The sequence below is a fragment of the Streptomyces ochraceiscleroticus genome (assembly GCF_000720485.1).
Lineage (GTDB): Bacteria > Actinomycetota > Actinomycetes > Streptomycetales > Streptomycetaceae > Streptomyces > Streptomyces ochraceiscleroticus.
In genome coordinates this window covers 268,222-284,132 of sequence record NZ_JOAX01000005.1, presented here as the reverse complement: position 1 = coordinate 284,132, position 15,911 = coordinate 268,222, and the positions used below count along the sequence as shown (strand labels likewise).

Sequence of the window (15,911 nt, the reverse complement as noted above, 5' to 3'; positions counted from 1 at the left end):
CTCACTCCAGGTCCCCGGCGTCGTCCCTGGCCGCCGCGACGGCCGCCTGGCCGAGGCTGATGCCGCCGTCGTTGCACGGCACTTGGCGGTGGGTGAGGACGCGGAAGCCGGCGCGCTCCAGGGCCGGAACGGTCCGGTCCAGCAAGAAGCCGTTCTGGAAGACGCCGCCGGAGAGCGCAACGGTGGTGAGCCCGGTGGTCTCGCGCAGCCGCCCGCAGACGTCCGCGATCAGGCGCGCGACGCCGTTGTGGAACCGGGCCGCGACGGTCCCGGGCGGCGTACCCGCGCGCACGTCGTCGGCCGCCGCGCGCACCAGGTCAGCGCCGTGCACCCGGCAGGCGTCCTCACCCCCTGCAGGACAGTCGATGCGTACGGGATAGCCGTCGCGGACCGCTGGGTCGGCGCACCGCTCCAGTTCGATCGCCGCCTGCCCTTCGTAGCGCACGGTGTCGCGGAGGGAGAGGACCGCGGCGACGGCGTCGAAGAGCCGGCCGGCGCTGGAGGTGAGCGGGGAGTTGACGCCGGCGGCGGCCAGCGCCCGTACGTGGTCCCAGCGTGCGCCGTGCCGTCGGCGGACGGCGAGACCGTCGCTGCCGGTCGCGTCCAGGTGTACGGCGGCCATCCGCCACGGCTCCCTGACCGCCGCCGCGCCACCGGGGAGCGGCACCGGCACGAGATGCCCCGCGCGGCGGAAGCCGCACAGGTCGGCGAGGAGGAACTCGCCGCCCCACAGCGTGCCGTCGATGCCCCAGCCCAGGCCGTCGAAGGCCACTCCGATGACCGGGCCGCGCGCCTGATGTTCCGTCAGGCAGGCGGCGAGGTGTGCGTGGTGATGCTGGACGCCGACGAGGCGCGCGTCCGTGGCGTCGGCGCGGTCGTGCGCGTACTTGGTGGAGAGGTATTCGGGGTGCAGGTCGTGCGCGATCAGCGCGGGGTCGAGGGCGTACAGCCGCGCGAAATCGGCGATCCCGTCCGTGTACGCGGCCAGCGTCTCGTAGTTCTCCAGGTCGCCGAGGTGCGGGGAGAGGACCGCGTGCCGTCCGCGGGCCAGGCAGAAGGTGCTCTTCAGCTCCGCGCCGCAGGCCAGTACCGGGCGGGCGGCGGGCACGGGCAGTGTGAGCGGTGCCGGGGCGCAGCCGCGTGCCCGCCGCACCGGGACGGTGCGGCCCGAGTGGACGCGGATCACGGAGTCGTCGGCGCGCCGGTGGATGGGCCGGTCGTGGGTGAGGAAGGCGTCGGCGAGGGTGCCGAGCCGTGCGAAGGCGTCGTCGTCACGGAAGGCGAGCGGCTCGTCCGCGAGGTTGCCGCTGGTGAGGACGGCGGGGCCGGCGAGTTCCGCGGCGAGGAGGTGGTGCAGCGGGGTGTAGGGCAGCAGCAGACCGAGTTCGCGGCAGCCGGGGGCGACGGATGCCGCGATCGTCGGCGCTTCATGTGGGGGTGGCCGGCGGGCGGCCAGCACGATGGGGCACTGCGGCCCGGTGAGCAACTCCCTTGCCTCATCGTCCAGTTCACACAGCCGCTCGGCCGTCTCCAGGTCGGGGACGAACACCGCGAACGGCTTGTCCGCGCGGTGCTTGCGTGCCCGCAGCGCCGCGGCGGCCGACTCGCACCCGGCGTCCACGGCGAGGTGGTAGCCGCCCAGCCCCTTGACCGCGAGGATCCGCCCGGCACGCAGCAGCCCGGCCGCCGCCGCGACCGGCTCGCCCGGCACCGGCGTACCGGACGCGTCGACCAGCCGGAGCGTCGGGCCGCAGGCGGGGCAACAGAGCGGCTGGGCGTGGAAGCGCCGGTCGGTGGGGTCCTCGTACTCGGCCGAGCAGTCGGCACACATCGGGAAGCCGGCCATCGTCGTGCGGGCCCGGTCGTAGGGCAGGTCGCGCGTGATGGTGTACCGCGGGCCGCAGTTGGTGCAGTTGATGAAGGGATAGCGGTGCCGCCGGTCGGCGGGGTCGCGGAGTTCGCGCAGGCAGTCGGCGCAGGTGGCGATGTCCGGGGCGATCGGGGTGCGTTGCGTGTGATCCGCCGCGCCGGCCGCGCGGTGGCTGGCCGCGATGACGAAGCGGGGGTCCGCTTCGCCGGCCGGCGGCAGCGGCCGCGTGGTGATCCGCTCGATGACGGCCAGCGGCGGCGCCTGGCTCTCCAGCAACTCCCGGAAGCGCGCAACGGCGTCCGCCGGGCCCTCGACCTCGATGAGTACTCCGGCGGGGTCGTTGGCGACCAGCCCGCTCAGCGCGAGCCGGGAGGCCGTCGCGTGCACGAAGGGCCGGAACCCGACCCCCTGCACGGTCCCTTCGACGCGGAGCCCGACGCGTACGGTGTCCACCCTGGGCATGGTGGCGGGCGGTGCCCGCGCGCCGGACGCGATTGCGCGAAGTGCGGCGCCGTCGCCGCCCCGCGTGTTAAAGCGTGCGTCTCAGGCGCCGCCGCCGACCGTGATCACGGACACCCCCAGGTCGCGGAGGCGGCGCAGCTCGGCGACGGGCAGCGCGTCGTCGACGAGGACGGTGTCGAAGTCGGTGAGCGGGGCGAGCGCGTACACGCCCCTGCGGGCGAACTTGGTGTGGTCCACCAGCAGCACGCGGCGCGCGGCCCGGTCCATCAGCGCCCGTTTGACCTGCACCGTCTCCTGCGACTGGTGATAGCAGACGTCGCCGGTGACGGCCGTGGTGGACATGAACAGCACATCCGCGCGGAAGGAGCGGACGGCGTCGGCGGTGTGCGGGCCGAGGAACGCGTCGTACGCCGGGTAGTAGGCGCCGCCCAGTGCGAGGAGGGTGATGCCGGGCTCCCCCGCCAGCAGCTTGATGACCGGCAGGAAGTTGCTGATGACGGTGAGCGGGCCGCGTTCGGTGAGGTGCTGGGCCAGCGCGAGGCAGGTGGTGGACTCGTCGATCATGACGGTCTGGCCGGGGGTGAGCAGCCGGAGCGCGGCGCGGGCGAGCCGGCGTTTCGTCGCGTTCATGGCGGCCATGCGCTCGCTGATGTCGCCGTGGAAGAGCAGCGAGGGCAGCGAGGAGGCGCCGCCCCGAACCTTGCGCAGCCAGCCCTGCGCCTGGAGGACGTCCAGGTCGCGGTGGATGGTCATGATGCTGACCGCGTACTCCTCGGCGAGCGCGGCGGTGCGGACGAAGCCCTCGGCGGCGACCTGCTCGCGGATGCGCTGCCGCCGTGCGTGCTGGATGTCCTCCCGTCGCGCGCCGGCGCCCGGCGTGCCACCGCCCGATGCGGCGCCGTCGTCCTCGGTCACTGCGGGAACCTCTCGTTAACTTCACGCGGATCTCACACGGCGGGACTGCTTCGGCGCCCCAGGTCAGCGTGGAAATGCCGAGCTCACGCCGCGTTGCCGCCATGTTAAGCCCGGGGTACCGGGGTCCGCCGCCGGCGGTTTTCACGCGGCGGCCCGGCCGGCCCGCGAGAGGTGGTCCGGCGGGCGTTGACCGGCTCGGCGCGGCCCGCGTTGCATCGGTTCCAGAAGGGCCCGGCCGCGCCGGTCAGGGGCGCGGCCGCCCGTATCACTGGAAGAGGTGCCTCGTGGCCAGTACTTCTCCCGGGCCGACCGGGCCGCCGCGCACACAGCGGCCGGCCTGGACCGACCGGCTCGGCATTCCCCGCGGGCTCGCCTGGGGATTCCTCGGCGTCCTCGTGTTCATGATCGGTGACGGTGTCGAGTCCGGGTATCTCTCGCCGTACCTGGTGCAGGAGGGCCTGTCCGCGCAGCGGGTGGCGATGCTGTTCACCGTCTACGGCGTCACCGCGTCCGTCGCCGCGTGGCTCTCCGGCGCGCTGTCGGACCTGTGGGGTCCGCGCCGGGTGATGATGGCGGGGTTCGGTGCCTGGGTGGGCTTCCAGGTGCTCATGCTGGCGATCGCGGTGCCCTCGATGAACTATCCGCTGCTGCTCCTCAGCTACGGCCTGCGCGGCATCGGCTATCCGCTCTTCGCGTTCGGCTTCCTGGTGTGGATCGCGGCGACGGCGCCCGAGAAGCGGCTCGGTACGGCCGTCGGGTGGTTCTGGTTCGCCTTCACCGGCGGGCTGCCGACGCTGGGGTCGCTCGTCGCGAGCTTCCTCATTCCGCAGATCGGCGCCTACCGCACGCTGTGGTTCTCGCTCGGCCTGGTCGTCCTCGGCGGGCTGATCGCGCTGCTGCTCGTCCGCGAGCGGACCGGCTTCCGGCGGCTGGCGCCGGCCGGTGAGCGGCCCCTCGCCACGCTCTTCGGCAGTCTCGCACTGCTCGGGCGCAACCCGCGGATCGGCATGGGTGCCGTCGTCCGCATGATCAATACGGTGCCGGAGTTCGGCTTCCTGGTGTGCCTGCCGGCGTTCTTCACCCAGACCGTCGGGCTGAGCCTGTCGCAGTGGCTGCGCCTGCTGTCCGTGATGTTCGCGGTCAACATCGTCTTCAACCTGGTCTTCGGTGTGCTCGGCGACCGGATCGGCTGGCGGCGCACGGTCGCCTGGTGCGGCGGCGCCGGCTGTACGGTCACCTCGCTGCTGCTGTACTACGTGCCGACGCTGCTCGGCGGGCAGTACGCGCTGTGCCTGCTGGTGGCGGGCCTGTTCGGCGCGACGCTGGCCGGGTACGTGCCGCTCTCCGCGCTGATGCCCTCGCTCGCCCCCGCGCACAAGGGCCAGGCCATGGCGGCGCTGAACCTCGGCGCCGGGGCCAGCACGTTCGTCGGCCCCGCGCTCGTCGCGCTCTTCCTCGGGCCGCTCGGCGTGCAGGGCGTCATCTGGATCTTCGCCGGGCTGTACGCGCTGAGCGGCGTACTGGCCCTGTTCCTGCGGACGCCCGCCGAGGACCGGGCCCGCCGCGCGGACGGCGAGCCCGCGCCCGGCCCCGTACCGGCCACCACGACCGCGGCGCCCGCCGCCTCCGAAGGACTGTGATGTCTGTACTCTCCATCGATGTCGGGACCTCGCTGATCAAGTCCGTCGTCTACGACGACCAGGGCCACGAGGTCGCCGTCTCCCGGCGCGCCACCGCCGTCGACCGCCCCCACCCGGGCTGGGCCGAGCAGGACATGGACGCCGTGTGGGACGCGGTCGTGCACACCGTGCGGGAAGCGCTCGCCGAGGTACGCGACCGGGGTGCCGACCCGGTGTGGCTGGTCACCTTCACCGCACAGGGCGACGGCTGCTGGCTGGTCGACGAGCGCGGCCGGCCCACCGGCCCGGCCGTCCTGTGGTCCGACGGGCGGGCCGCCGACACGGTCACCGAGTGGGGCCGCTCCGGCGTCCTGGAGGAGGCGTTCCGGCGCAACGGCTCGCTGACCTTCGCGGGCCTGCCGAACGCGATCCTCACCTGGTTCGCGCGCCACGACCCGCAGCGCCTCGCCCGCTCCGACGCCGCCCTCACCGCCGCCGGCTGGCTCTTCCTCCGGCTCACCGGCGAGCGGGTGATCGACGAGTCGGATGCCTCGGCGCCGTTCCTCGACCATGCCACCGGCGCGTACGACCAGCAGGTCATCGACCTCTTCGGGCTGCGCGGGGCCGAGCGGCTGCTGCCCGATGTCGTCGGCGACGACCGGCGCATCGCGGAGATCACCGGCGCTGCCGCCGCCGAACTGGGCGTCCCCGCCGGGCTGCCCGTCGTCATGGCGCCCTACGACATCGCTGCCACCGCGCGCGGCATCGGCGTGGTCAACCCCGGCCAGGCGTGCGCGATCCTCGGCACCACACTGTGCGCCGAGGTCGTCCGCACCGCCGTCGACACCACCGGCGAACCGAGCGGCATCCACATCGCCTACCGCGGCCGCGAGCGCGTCCTGCGCGCCTTCCCCACGCTCTCCGGCACCGAGGTACTGAACTGGACCGCCGGGGTGCTGGGTCTGTCCGGAGCCGAGGAGCTGTGTACCGAGGCGTTCCGTTCCGTGCCCGGCGCGCACGGCCTCGCCTTCCTCCCGTACCTGTCCCCCGCCGGCGAACGCGCCCCCTTCCTCGACCCGCGCGCCCGCGGCACCTTCTGGGGACTGAGCCTGGAGCACACCCGGGCCGACATCGCCCGCGGCGTGCTCGAAGGGCTCTCACTCACTCTGCGCGACGCGCTCACCGCCTCCCGTACGGAGGTCAGCGAGCTGCGGCTGTGCGGCGGCGGGGCGCGGAGCGACGCGTGGTGCGGCCTGCTCGCGGACGTCACGGGCGTGCCCACCACCCGCTCCACCGACACCGAACTCGGCGCGAAGGGCGCCTTCCTCACCGGCCTCGTGCTCACGGGGGCCGAGTCGAGCATGCACCGCGCCGCCGACACGTACGTCCACATGGGACCCGCCTGGGAGCCCGACCCGGAGCGCGCCGCGCTCTACACCGACCGGTACGCCGCCTTCCTCTCCTGGCGCGCGCTGGCCCGCGAGGCCGGCTGGCAGCCGGGCACCCCGAAGGAGGAGATCTGAGATGGCCCGCCACCCCGACCCCGTACGGCTCGGCCTCGACCTGGGCACCCAGAGCGCCCGCGCCGTCGCCGTGGACGCCGGCGGCCGGGTGCTCGCCGCCGCTTCCCGGCCGCTGCACAGCAGCCGTACGGGTGAGCGCCACGAGCAGGACCCCGAGGAGTGGTGGCACGCGCTCGCCGCGGCCTGCCGCGACACCCTCGCGCGGATCGATCCGCAGCGCGTGACCGCCCTCGCCCTCGACGGCACGTCCGGCACGATCCTGCTCGCCGACGCCCAGGGCACTCCGCTCACGCCGGGCCTGATGTACGACGACGGGCGGGCCGCCGCGCAGGCCGTCCGGGTCAACGAGGCCGGCGCCGCAGTCTGGGAGGAGCTGGGCTACCGCACCATGCAGCCCTCGTGGGCGCTGCCGAAGCTGGTGTGGCTGCTGGAGCACTCGGCGGCCGCCACCGCGCCCGGCACCCGGCTGCTGCACCAGGTGGACCTCATCACCTGGCGGCTGGCGGGCCATCAGGTCGCGAGCGACGCCAGTCACGCCCTCAAGACGGGCTACCACCTCCTCGCGGAGGGCTGGCCCGAGAAGGAGCTGGCCGCGCTCGGCGTGCCCGGCGCGCTGCTACCGGAGGTGGTACGCCCCGGTACCGTGCTCGGGACGGTGTGCGCCGACGCGGCGCGCGCCACCGGCATCCCCGAGGGCGTGGAGATCGTCGCGGGCATGACGGACGGCTGCGCCGCTCAGATCGGGGCCGGTGCGCTCGCCCCCGGCGCGTGGAACTCCGTACTCGGCACGACGCTCGTCCTCAAGGGCGTCAGCACGCGCCTGGTCCGCGACCCCGGCGGCCTCGTCTACTGCCACCGCGGCCCCGGCGACACCTGGCTGCCCGGCGCCGCGTCCAGCAGCGGCGCGGGCGTCCTGACCCGCGAGTTCCCCGGCGCCGACCTGGCGGAGTTCACCGAGCGGGCCACCCGCACCGGACGGCCCGCGGCGAGCCGGGGGCACGACCCCGTCGCGTACCCCCTCGCCGGCTCCGGCGGCGAGCGCTTCCCCTTCCGCGCGCCGGAAGCCCGCCCGTTCGTGCTGGGCGAGCCGGCGGACGAGGCGGAGCGCTTCCACGCCCATCTGCTCGGCGTCGCCTGCCTCGAACGGCTCTGCTTCGACTACCTCGGCCACCTCGGCGCCCCCGTCGACGGCCCGCTCACCCTCACCGGCGGCGGCACCCGCAACACGTACTGGAACCAGCTGCGCGCCGACGTCCTCGGCCGGACCGTGACCCTGCCCGAACAGGCCGAGGGCGCCCTCGGCATGGCCGTGCTCGCGGCCACCGCCGACGGCACCCCGCTCACCGAGGCCGCCACCGCGATGGTCCGCGTACGCACCGCACACCACCCCGACCCCGAGCGCACCGCCCGCTTCCTCCCCGCCTACGCGGCATTCGTGGACGGGCTGAACGACCGCGGCTGGCTGGCCCCCGAAGTGGCCGAGCACGCCGTCAGAAAGGCCCAGCAGTGACCGACTTCCTCCTGGTACGCCACGGCGAGACCGTCTGGCACGCGGAGAACCGCTACGCCGGACGCACCGACGTCGCCCTCACCGAACGGGGCCACGCGCAGGCCGCCGAGCTCGCGGCGTGGGCCGCCGGGGCCGACATCGATGCGGTGGTCTGCTCCCCGCTCTCCCGGGCCCGGCTCACCGCCGAGCCGGCCGCGCGCGCCCTCGGCCTCGCACCGCGCGTCGACGCACGTCTCCTGGAGGTCGACTTCGGCCGCGGTGACGGGCTCACCCGCACCGAGATGCGCGAGGAGTTCCCCGAACGGCTCGACGCGTTCCTCCGCGACCCCGTCCGCCACCACCTGCCCGGCGGCGAGGACCCCGAGGAGGCCGCGGCGCGGGCCGCGGCCTGCCTCGCCGACCTGGCCCGGGAGCTGCCCGGCGGCCGCGTCCTGGTCGTCGCCCACTCCACCCTCGTCCGGCTGTTGCTCTGCCGCACGCTCGGCATCCCCCTCGGTACGTACCGCACGGTCTTCCCCGCGCTGGACAACGGGGCCCTCACCGAGCTGCGCCTCAAGGGCGGACAGGCGTCCCTGCTCCGGCTGAACGCGCCCTGTGCCCTGCCCTCTTCCGGCACCCACTGACCCGCACCGCACACACGGAGAAACGAGCGACATGCCCACCACCGTCCTGGCCGCAGGCGACCACTTCGTCCTGCCCCGCCTGCTCACCGACGAGGTCGGCGCCGCGACCGGCGGCGCCGCCGAGGTCCGCGAACTGCTGCTGCCCTGGCCGCACACCCCGTTCGGCCCGGTCGCCGAGGTGCGGGAGGCGTCCGGCACCGAGGACGAGATGATCGAGGCGCTGCAGGGCGCCCGCGTCTGCGTCACCCAACTGGCCCCGCTCACCGAGCGCATCCTCGCCAACTGCCCGGACCTGGAGCTCTTCTGCGCCAGCCGCGGCGGCCCGGTCAACGCCAACCTCGAAGCGGCCACCCGGCACGGCGTCGCCGTCTGCTACGCGCCCGGCCGCAACGCCGTCGCCACCGCCGAGCACACCCTGGCGCTGATCCTCGCCGCGGCACGCGGCCTCGGCGACGTCCACACCGACCTGCGGCGCGGCGTCTGGCGCGGGGACTACTTCGACTACGACAACTGCGGCATCGAGATCGACGGTGCCACCGTCGGCCTGGTCGGCTTCGGCGCCGTCGGCAGCCGGGTCGCCAAGGTACTGCTCGCGCTGGGCGCGACGGTGCTGGTACACGACCCGTACGCCGATCCCGAGCGGCTGGCGGGGATCGCCGAGCAGGTGTCCCTGGAGGAGCTGCTCACCCGTTCCCGGATCGTCTCGCTGCACGCGCGGGTCACCGAGGAGACCACCGGCATGATCGGCCGGAAGCAGCTCGACCTCCTGCCGGAGGGGGCGGTACTGGTCAACTGCGCCCGCGGCGCGCTGCTCGACTACGACGCGGCGTGCGACGCGCTCGCCGCCGGCCGGCTCTCCGCCGCCGGCTTCGACGTCTTCCCCGAGGAGCCGATCCCCGCCGGCTCGCCCCTGCTCACGGCCCCCGGCGTCGTGCTCACCCCGCACATCGCGGGCGGCAGCCAGGGCGTCGCCCACAAGGCGGCACGGATCGTGGCGGGCGAGGTGGGCCGCTTCCTGCGCGGCGAGCCGCCGGCCCACTGCGCCAACCCGGAGGTCCTGCGGTAACGCCGAGACCCTCCTCCGCGGTACCCGGGCCGGCTGCTGTGTGCAGCCGGCCCGTCCCGTCCGGTGCCGGGCTGGGAACACCGGACGGGAGCGGGCGCGGGCGGGCCGGTCTCAGTGCCCGTTGTTGTGGTGGTTGTTGTGGTGGTGGTCGTTCTGCTGGCCGGGGTGGCCGCTGACGCAGGTGTTGCCGAAGGCCGGGTTCAGCAAGCCGATGATGTCGACAGTGTTGCCGCAGGCGTTGATCGGGATGCTGATCGGCACCTGGACCACGTTGCCCGACAGCACGCCGGGGGAATTCGACGCGGCGGCAGCCGCACCGGCGCCACCGCCGCTTCCGCCGTTGGTAGCGGAAGCGGTCGTCGCCCCACCGAGGACGGCAGTGGCCGCGAGCGCCGTGAGAGCGGTGAGCTTCGCCATTCGTGACATGACAACTGGCCTTTCGTAAAGCGCGTGGGAGGCGGCCGTACTGCCGTCTCCCTTCCCCCTCTTGATCGGGCCGGAAGGGCCCAAAGTTGCGGACAAAGAAGTTTTTCACCTGTTCGGGTGCACGGAAATTCAGGAAGTCGCGCCCGCGCGGCCGACAACCCTGCCGCCATTCGGACGCCCTCGGGAGACGGCCAACTCTCGGGCATACAGAAGGTTTGTTAGCTTAGCGTTTTAGTGGCCCGTTAGACCTATTAACTCCATACGTAACGAGGGGTAGCGTGGCGTTCTCGCGGAAAACTGCCATGGATCAGCACGGTGGCCACCCGTCGGTAGCGGTCACCAGTCGTTCAGTAGAAGGGGAGGATGCGGAAACAAAGATTTGCTCCCCCGTCGGCGCCATGCCGTCCGTCCCTCGTTACGACTACGAGAAATTCAGCCGGCTGGCCGGTCCGCTCACTCCACCGCACCCCGATCCCGCGCATTACCGGGTGCAGTACCGGAGCCTGCTGAGCGGGGGCTCGCACCGCGTGTGGACGGCCCTGCTGCTGATCCTGGCGCCGCTTGCCTCGCTGGCGCTGCTCATCTGGCTCCTGCAGCCGCCGCACTGGGTGCACCGCGAGTACGCGGCGGGCTGGGAGACGGTCGCCGACATGATCATGCTCGTCTCCATCGGCCTGCTGGAGACCTTCCGCGTCCTCAACGTCGTCTCCATCGCGCACGCCACGCTCGTCGCCCGGGACCCGGTGCCGGTCACTCCGGCGCCCGGCACCCGGGTGGCGTTCCTGACCACCTTCGTCCCCGGCAAGGAGCCCGTGGAGATGGTCCGGGCCACGCTGGAGGGCGCCATCGCGCTCCGGCACGACGGCCCGCTCGACGTCTGGCTGCTGGACGAGGGAAACACCCCCGAGATGCGGCGGATGTGCGAGGAACTAGGCGTGCGGCACTTCTCCCGCAAAGGCGAGGAGAAATGGAACCAGCCGTCCGGGCCGTTCCGCGCCAGGACCAAGCACGGCAACTACAACTCCTGGCTGGACGCGCACGGCGACGCCTATGAATTCCTGGCCGGCGTCGACACCGACCATGTGCCGCTGCCCGCGTACCTCGAACGCATGATGGGCTTCTTCCAGGACCCCGATGTGGCCTTCGTCGTCGGGCCGCAGGTCTACGGGAATGACGAGAGCACGGTCGCCAGGGCGTCCGAGAGCCAGCAATTCCTCTTCCACGCGCTGATCCAGCGCGCCGGGAACGCCTATGGCTCGCCCATGTTCGTCGGCACCAACAACTGCGTCCGGATCAGCGCGCTGCGGCAGGCCGGCGGTTTCTACGACTCCATCACCGAGGACATGGCCACCGGGCTGGAGATCCACCGCCGGCGCAATCCCGCCACCGGCCGGCCCTGGCGTTCGGTCTACACCCCCGACGTCCTGGCCGTGGGCGAGGGGCCGGCCACCTGGAGCGACTTCTTCAACCAGCAGCTCCGCTGGAGCCGCGGCACCTACGAAACGCTCTTCCGCCAGTTCGGCCGGGCGGTCTTCCGCCTCACGCCCGGTCAGGCGCTCAATTACGCGCTGATGGTGACGTACTACCCGATCTCCGCGGTCAACTGGATGATCGGCGGCCTCTCCTGCGCGCTGTTCCTCTGTCTCGGCTCCTCCGGCGTCCAGGTCGAGTCGCAGATGTGGATGATGCTGTACAGCGATGCCGCGGCCCTGCAGATCGGGCTGTACATGTGGAACCGGCGGCACAACGTCAGTCCGCACGAGCCGGAGGGCTCCTCGGGCGTCGTGGGCATGGCGATGTCCGCGATGGCCGCGCCGCTGTACGCCCGCTCCCTGACGGGCGCGGTCCTGCGCCGGAAGGCCGGCTTCATCGTCACGTCGAAGGGCCACACGGCCAATCCGGACCGCCTGCGCACCTTCGCCACCCATCTGCTGTGGGCCGGGGTGTTCGCCGCGACGCTGACCGCCTCGGTGTTCCTGAACCACACCCACGCGGCCATGCGGACCTGGGCCTCGATCGCACTGGTCGTCTCCCTCGCCCCGCTGGTCGTCTGGCGCTTGTCGGCGGCCCACGAACGACGCCGCGCGACATACCCGGCACAGCGGGAGCAGCCGGCGCAGCCCGAGCAGCCGGAAGTGCCGGAGCAGCCCACCGACCCCACGGCGCCCTCCGCCGAGCGCTTCCGGCGGCTGCTGCAGCACGCCCTCGACACGAAAGCCCCGTTCTCCTGGGTCACCGCCGACGCCGGGTACGGGCGGGACCGGCCGCTGCGTGACTGGATGGAGGAGTCCCGCATCCCGTACGTGCTGCCGCTGCGGGCCCACGACACGGTGCACGCGGCCGACGGGGCCGACGCACGCGTGGACGCGCTGGTCACCACCCTGCCCGTGCAGGCATGGAAGAGCGTGCCGGACGGGGCCGACAAGCACCACGACCGGGACTGTGCCTGGGCGCGCGTCACGCTCCGCCCGCCCCGGCAGGACGGGTTCGGGCGCTGGGTGCTGGCCCGGCGGGCCGGCGGCGACCCGCACGGGATCGCGTACTACGTCTGCTGCGGGCCCTCGGCCGCACGGCTGAAGGACCTGGTCAAGGTGGCTTCGAGCCGGTGGGCGGTGGAGGAGTACCTGCAGAGCCCGGACACCGGCAGCGGGCCACCGTGCGCGGCCGAAGCCGACCGGCCGAACCCACCGGCCTGACCGCCCCGGCCCTCGTCCCACCGTCAGGAGGCTCGCACCGTGCGATACCGACCCAGTCCCCGTACCCGCAAGGTGGCGATCGGGGCCGTCGCCCTGAGTGCGGTCGGAGCGATGAACGCACCGGCCGTCATCGGCTACGCCGAGCACAAGTACCACGACTACAAGATCAACCAGCCGTCCTACAAAGCGCGGTACGGGCACTGGGACCTGGTGAACGTGCCGGAGCGGTACCGGATCAACTCCATCCACGCCGCGCTGCTGCACACCGGAAAAGTGCTGATGATCGCCGGGTCGGGCAACGACGAGAAGAACTTCGACGCGGGCACGTTCCAGAGCGTGCTGTGGGACCCGGTCAAGAACACGTTCAAGGAGATCGACACACCGAAGGACATGTTCTGCGCCGGCCACGCCCAGCTCCCGGACGGCAAGCTGCTGGTGGCGGGCGGCACCCGCCGGTACGAGAAGCTCAAGGGCGACGTCAGCCGGGCCGGCGGCCTGATGGTCGTGAAGAACGAGGACCCCGACAAGCCGAAGACCCTGCCCAAGGGCACCGTCTTCCGCAACCCGGACGGCCTGGAGTACCGCTCGCAGTTCCCCGTGGTGGTGCCACGCGCGAAGAAGGCCGCCCGCGACGGAAGCGGCAAAATGCGGGTCATCGCGCGGGAGGCCCGGGTATTCGTCGAGGCCGTGCGGCGCGGCAGGGCCGGAGTGACGAACACGGCCGCGCAGTACAGCATCGAGGGGCTCAAGGGGGCGGACGCCCGTAACCACTACGGTCTGGCGACCAAGCTCGGCCTGGACAAGAAGGACTTCCAGGGCCTGAAGGACACGTTCGAGTTCGACCCGGTCGCCGAGCGGTACCTCCGCGTCGACCCGATGAACGAGGCGCGCTGGTACCCGACGCTGGTGACCCTGAAGAGCGGCAAGGTCCTCTCGGTGTCCGGGCTCGACGACATGGGCGAGATCATCCCGGGCAAGAACGAGATCTACGACCCGAAGACCCGCAAGTGGTCCAAGGGGCCGCACCGCTACTTCCCGACCTACCCGGCGCTCTTCCTCACCGGCGACGGCAAGCTCTTCTACTCCGGCTCCAACGCCGGCTACGGCCCGGCCGACAAGGGCCGCACGCCCGGCATCTGGAACGTCGGGAAGAACACCTTCAAGCCGGTGCCCGGACTCACGGAGCCCGACCGGACCGAGACCTCCGCGTCCGTGCTGCTGCCGCCCGCCCAGAAGCAGCAGGTGATGCTCCTCGGCGGGGGCGGCGTCGGCGAGTCACCGCGGTCCACGGCCCGCACCGCGCTGGTGGACCTCACCAGGAAGCACCCGGAGTACCGCCCCGGGCCCAGCCTGACCGAGGGCACCCGCTATCTGAACGCGGTGCTCACGCCGGACGACAAGGTGTTCACCAGCGGCGGGTCCGGCGACTACCGCGGCAAGGGCGCCAGCGACAATCACAAGGCCCAGATCTTCGACCCGCGTACGCGCGCGTTCACCAAGGCGGCGGACCCGTCCGTGGGCCGCAACTACCACTCCGAGGCGCTGCTGCTGCCGGACGGGCGGATCGCGGTCTTCGGCTCCGATCCGCTGTTCTCGGACCGCGCGAACACTCAGGGCGGGGAGTTCGAGAAGCGCATCGAGGTCTACACGCCGCCGTACCGCTACGACCGCGTGCGGCCCGCTGCGGCGCACGGCCCGACCGAGGTGAAGCGGGGGAAGGCCACCCGCTTCACCGTGGCCGGTGCCGGAAAGGTGAAGACCGCCCGGCTGATGCGGCCCAGCGCCGTCACCCATGTCACCGACGTGGAGCAGCGGTCGATTGCGCTGGACTTCGAGCGCCGCGGCAGCACGCTGTCGGTGCGCGTGCCCAAGAGCCATTCGCTGGTGCCGCGGGGCTGGTACATGCTCTTCCTCACGGACTCGCGGGGGACTCCGTCGCAGGCGAAGTGGGTGCATGTGAAGTGAGCGGCGAGGCGGTCGGCGCGGGGGGCGGCGATGTGGCGGCGGGGGACGCCGCGCCGGCCTCCTCCGCTGCCGGCTCCGGTGCGGGCTTCTGCGGGGGCTCCTGTGCCTGCTCCTGTGCGGGCTTCTCCGGGGCTGCGGGCGGCTGTGGCGGCTCCGGCGTCTGCATCCCCTCCCCTGCGGCGCGGGCGAGGCTCAGCGCGTAGTCCGTCCACCACTGGCCTGCCGGGGGGCCGCCTCGGCAGGTGCCGTCCGACTCGCCGGGCCGCTTGATCCACAGGTAGGCGTCCACGAGCGGGTGACCTGTGCGGGTGGTCGGGGGCACGCCGAGCGCGCGGTCGGGCGGGTTGCACCAGGCTTCCGCGCCGGTCGCGGGGGCCTGGGTGTCCGGGGGCGGGCCGTTGCCGTTGCGGCTGGTGTCGATGACGTAGTGCACACCGCCGAGCGCCCTGGAGACCTTGTCGCCGTACTCCTCGCTCGCCGCCGTGGTCTGGAAGTTGGCGACGTTGAGCGCGAAGCCGTCGGCCCGCTTGACGCCCGCGGCCGTCAGGTAGCGGGCGAGCGCGTCGGTGTCCTTGATCCAGGAGGCGTTGCCCGCGTCCACGTAGACCGAGGCGCCGGGGCGCGCCTTGAGCGTGCGGACCGCCTCGTTCAGCAGCGCCAGGCGGTCATCGCGCGCGCGGTCGCGGCAGCCGGCGACGGTGTGCGGCACCGCGTCCGGTTCCAGCACGACGACCGCCTTGCGGCTGCCCAGTCCCTTGGCCAGCCGGGCGACCCAGTCGCGGTAGGCGCTGTCGCTGCCGGCGCCGCCCGCCGAGTAGTGGCCGCAGTCCCGCTGCGGGATGTTGTAGGCCACGAAGATCGGGACGCGGTTGTCGCCGGCCGCCTGCTCGGCGATGCGCGCCACACGCGGTGCGGGGTTCTCCTCGGTGAGCCAGACGGCCACGGGCTGGTCGGCGATCCGGCGCAGCAGGGTCGCCTCCGGCTCCCGTCCGCGCTCCGCCAGTACACGTGCCTTCCGGGCGCCCGGGGTGTCCGGGTCGATCCAGAAACCGGTCGGCTTCCCCTCGGGCGCCGCGGCCCAGCACGCGGCGGTCAGCAACCCGAGCAGCGGCAGTACGCCCAGGGCCACGCCCGCCCGGTTATTCAGCCGGCTCATAAGCCGTCCGCCCAGTCATGAGTTCCCTTTCCTTCGCGGCACAACGGTCATGTCATGTCATACCTCTTCAGGATGACATG

The 15,911-nt window shown here is 72.8% G+C and carries 10 protein-coding genes and 1 pseudogene; 7 read left to right on the top strand and 4 right to left on the bottom strand.

Going from position 1 to position 15,911, the window contains the following annotated elements; all coding sequences use genetic code 11:
• Position 1: 1 nt before the first annotated feature.
• Both hypF and IG84_RS0109075 read right to left on the bottom strand, forming a co-directional pair.
• The gene (hypF, locus tag IG84_RS0109080) at positions 2–2,332 is read right to left on the bottom strand and encodes a carbamoyltransferase HypF (protein ID WP_031053625.1); all 2,331 of its coding nucleotides are present in this window, start codon (positions 2,330–2,332) and stop codon (positions 2–4) included.
• A gap of 81 nt (positions 2,333–2,413) precedes the next feature.
• Positions 2,414–3,247 carry a DeoR/GlpR family DNA-binding transcription regulator gene (locus IG84_RS0109075; RefSeq protein ID WP_031053623.1) on the bottom strand — a complete coding sequence of 278 codons (834 nt, stop codon included), beginning with the start codon at positions 3,245–3,247 and terminating at the stop codon, positions 2,414–2,416.
• A gap of 284 nt (positions 3,248–3,531) precedes the next feature.
• Here IG84_RS0109075 and IG84_RS0109070 point away from each other — a divergent pair, with 284 nt between their 5' ends.
• Genes IG84_RS0109070 through IG84_RS0109050 form a run of 5 tightly spaced genes read left to right on the top strand, consistent with a single transcriptional unit; the run spans position 3,532 to position 9,588 of the window.
• Complete coding sequence (locus IG84_RS0109070) at positions 3,532–4,887, top strand: MFS transporter (protein ID WP_051861536.1); 1,356 nt, start codon at positions 3,532–3,534, stop codon at positions 4,885–4,887.
• Positions 4,887–6,389, top strand: a complete 1,503-nt coding sequence (locus tag IG84_RS0109065) for an FGGY-family carbohydrate kinase (RefSeq protein ID WP_031053618.1) — start codon at positions 4,887–4,889, stop codon at positions 6,387–6,389. The genes IG84_RS0109070 and IG84_RS0109065 overlap by 1 nt, the downstream gene beginning before the upstream one ends.
• Position 6,390: 1 nt before the next feature.
• Positions 6,391–7,899, top strand: a complete 1,509-nt coding sequence (locus IG84_RS0109060; protein ID WP_031053615.1) for an FGGY-family carbohydrate kinase — start codon at positions 6,391–6,393, stop codon at positions 7,897–7,899.
• The gene (locus IG84_RS0109055) at positions 7,896–8,522 is read left to right on the top strand and encodes a histidine phosphatase family protein (protein ID WP_031053613.1); all 627 of its coding nucleotides are present in this window, start codon (positions 7,896–7,898) and stop codon (positions 8,520–8,522) included. Before IG84_RS0109060 ends, IG84_RS0109055 begins: the two co-directional genes overlap by 4 nt.
• A gap of 31 nt (positions 8,523–8,553) precedes the next feature.
• Positions 8,554–9,588 (top strand): 2-hydroxyacid dehydrogenase, encoded by a 1,035-nt coding sequence (locus tag IG84_RS0109050; RefSeq protein ID WP_031053611.1) that lies wholly within the window; start codon positions 8,554–8,556, stop codon positions 9,586–9,588.
• 111 nt (positions 9,589–9,699) lie between these two features.
• Here the strand turns inward: IG84_RS0109050 and IG84_RS0109045 are convergent, their stop codons facing one another.
• Positions 9,700–10,014: a chaplin gene (locus tag IG84_RS0109045; RefSeq protein WP_031053610.1), complete on the bottom strand. Its 315-nt coding sequence runs from the start codon at positions 10,012–10,014 to the stop codon at positions 9,700–9,702.
• A 398-nt stretch (positions 10,015–10,412) separates the two neighbouring features.
• On the opposite strand from IG84_RS0109045, the pseudogene IG84_RS0109040 reads away from it, so the two are divergent.
• Together IG84_RS0109040 and glxA are read left to right on the top strand one after the other, a co-directional pair.
• Positions 10,413–12,188, top strand: a pseudogene (locus tag IG84_RS0109040) (glycosyltransferase family 2 protein); the annotation flags it as partial.
• A 561-nt stretch (positions 12,189–12,749) separates the two neighbouring features.
• On the top strand, positions 12,750–14,675 hold the full coding sequence (gene glxA / locus IG84_RS0109035) for a radical copper oxidase GlxA (protein WP_031053606.1): 1,926 nt from the start codon (positions 12,750–12,752) through the stop codon (positions 14,673–14,675).
• On the opposite strand, the gene IG84_RS0109030 is transcribed toward glxA, so the two are convergent.
• Positions 14,623–15,831: a glycoside hydrolase family 6 protein gene (locus tag IG84_RS0109030; RefSeq protein WP_063761765.1), complete on the bottom strand. Its 1,209-nt coding sequence runs from the start codon at positions 15,829–15,831 to the stop codon at positions 14,623–14,625. The two genes, glxA and IG84_RS0109030, sit on opposite strands and share 53 nt — an antisense overlap.
• Positions 15,832–15,911: the final 80 nt, after the last annotated feature.

Excerpts from the sequence above, each read along its gene's own strand:
- IG84_RS0109050 (WP_031053611.1), top strand. The coding sequence starts at position 8,554 with ATGCCCACCACCGTCCTGGCCGCAGGCGACCACTTCGTCCTGCCCCGC.
- IG84_RS0109060 (WP_031053615.1), top strand. The coding sequence starts at position 6,391 with ATGGCCCGCCACCCCGACCCCGTACGGCTCGGCCTCGACCTGGGCACC.
- IG84_RS0109065 (WP_031053618.1), top strand. The coding sequence starts at position 4,887 with ATGTCTGTACTCTCCATCGATGTCGGGACCTCGCTGATCAAGTCCGTC.
- hypF (WP_031053625.1), bottom strand. The coding sequence starts at position 2,332 with ATGCCCAGGGTGGACACCGTACGCGTCGGGCTCCGCGTCGAAGGGACC.
- IG84_RS0109030 (WP_063761765.1), bottom strand. The coding sequence starts at position 15,831 with ATGAGCCGGCTGAATAACCGGGCGGGCGTGGCCCTGGGCGTACTGCCG.
- IG84_RS0109045 (WP_031053610.1), bottom strand. The coding sequence starts at position 10,014 with ATGTCACGAATGGCGAAGCTCACCGCTCTCACGGCGCTCGCGGCCACT.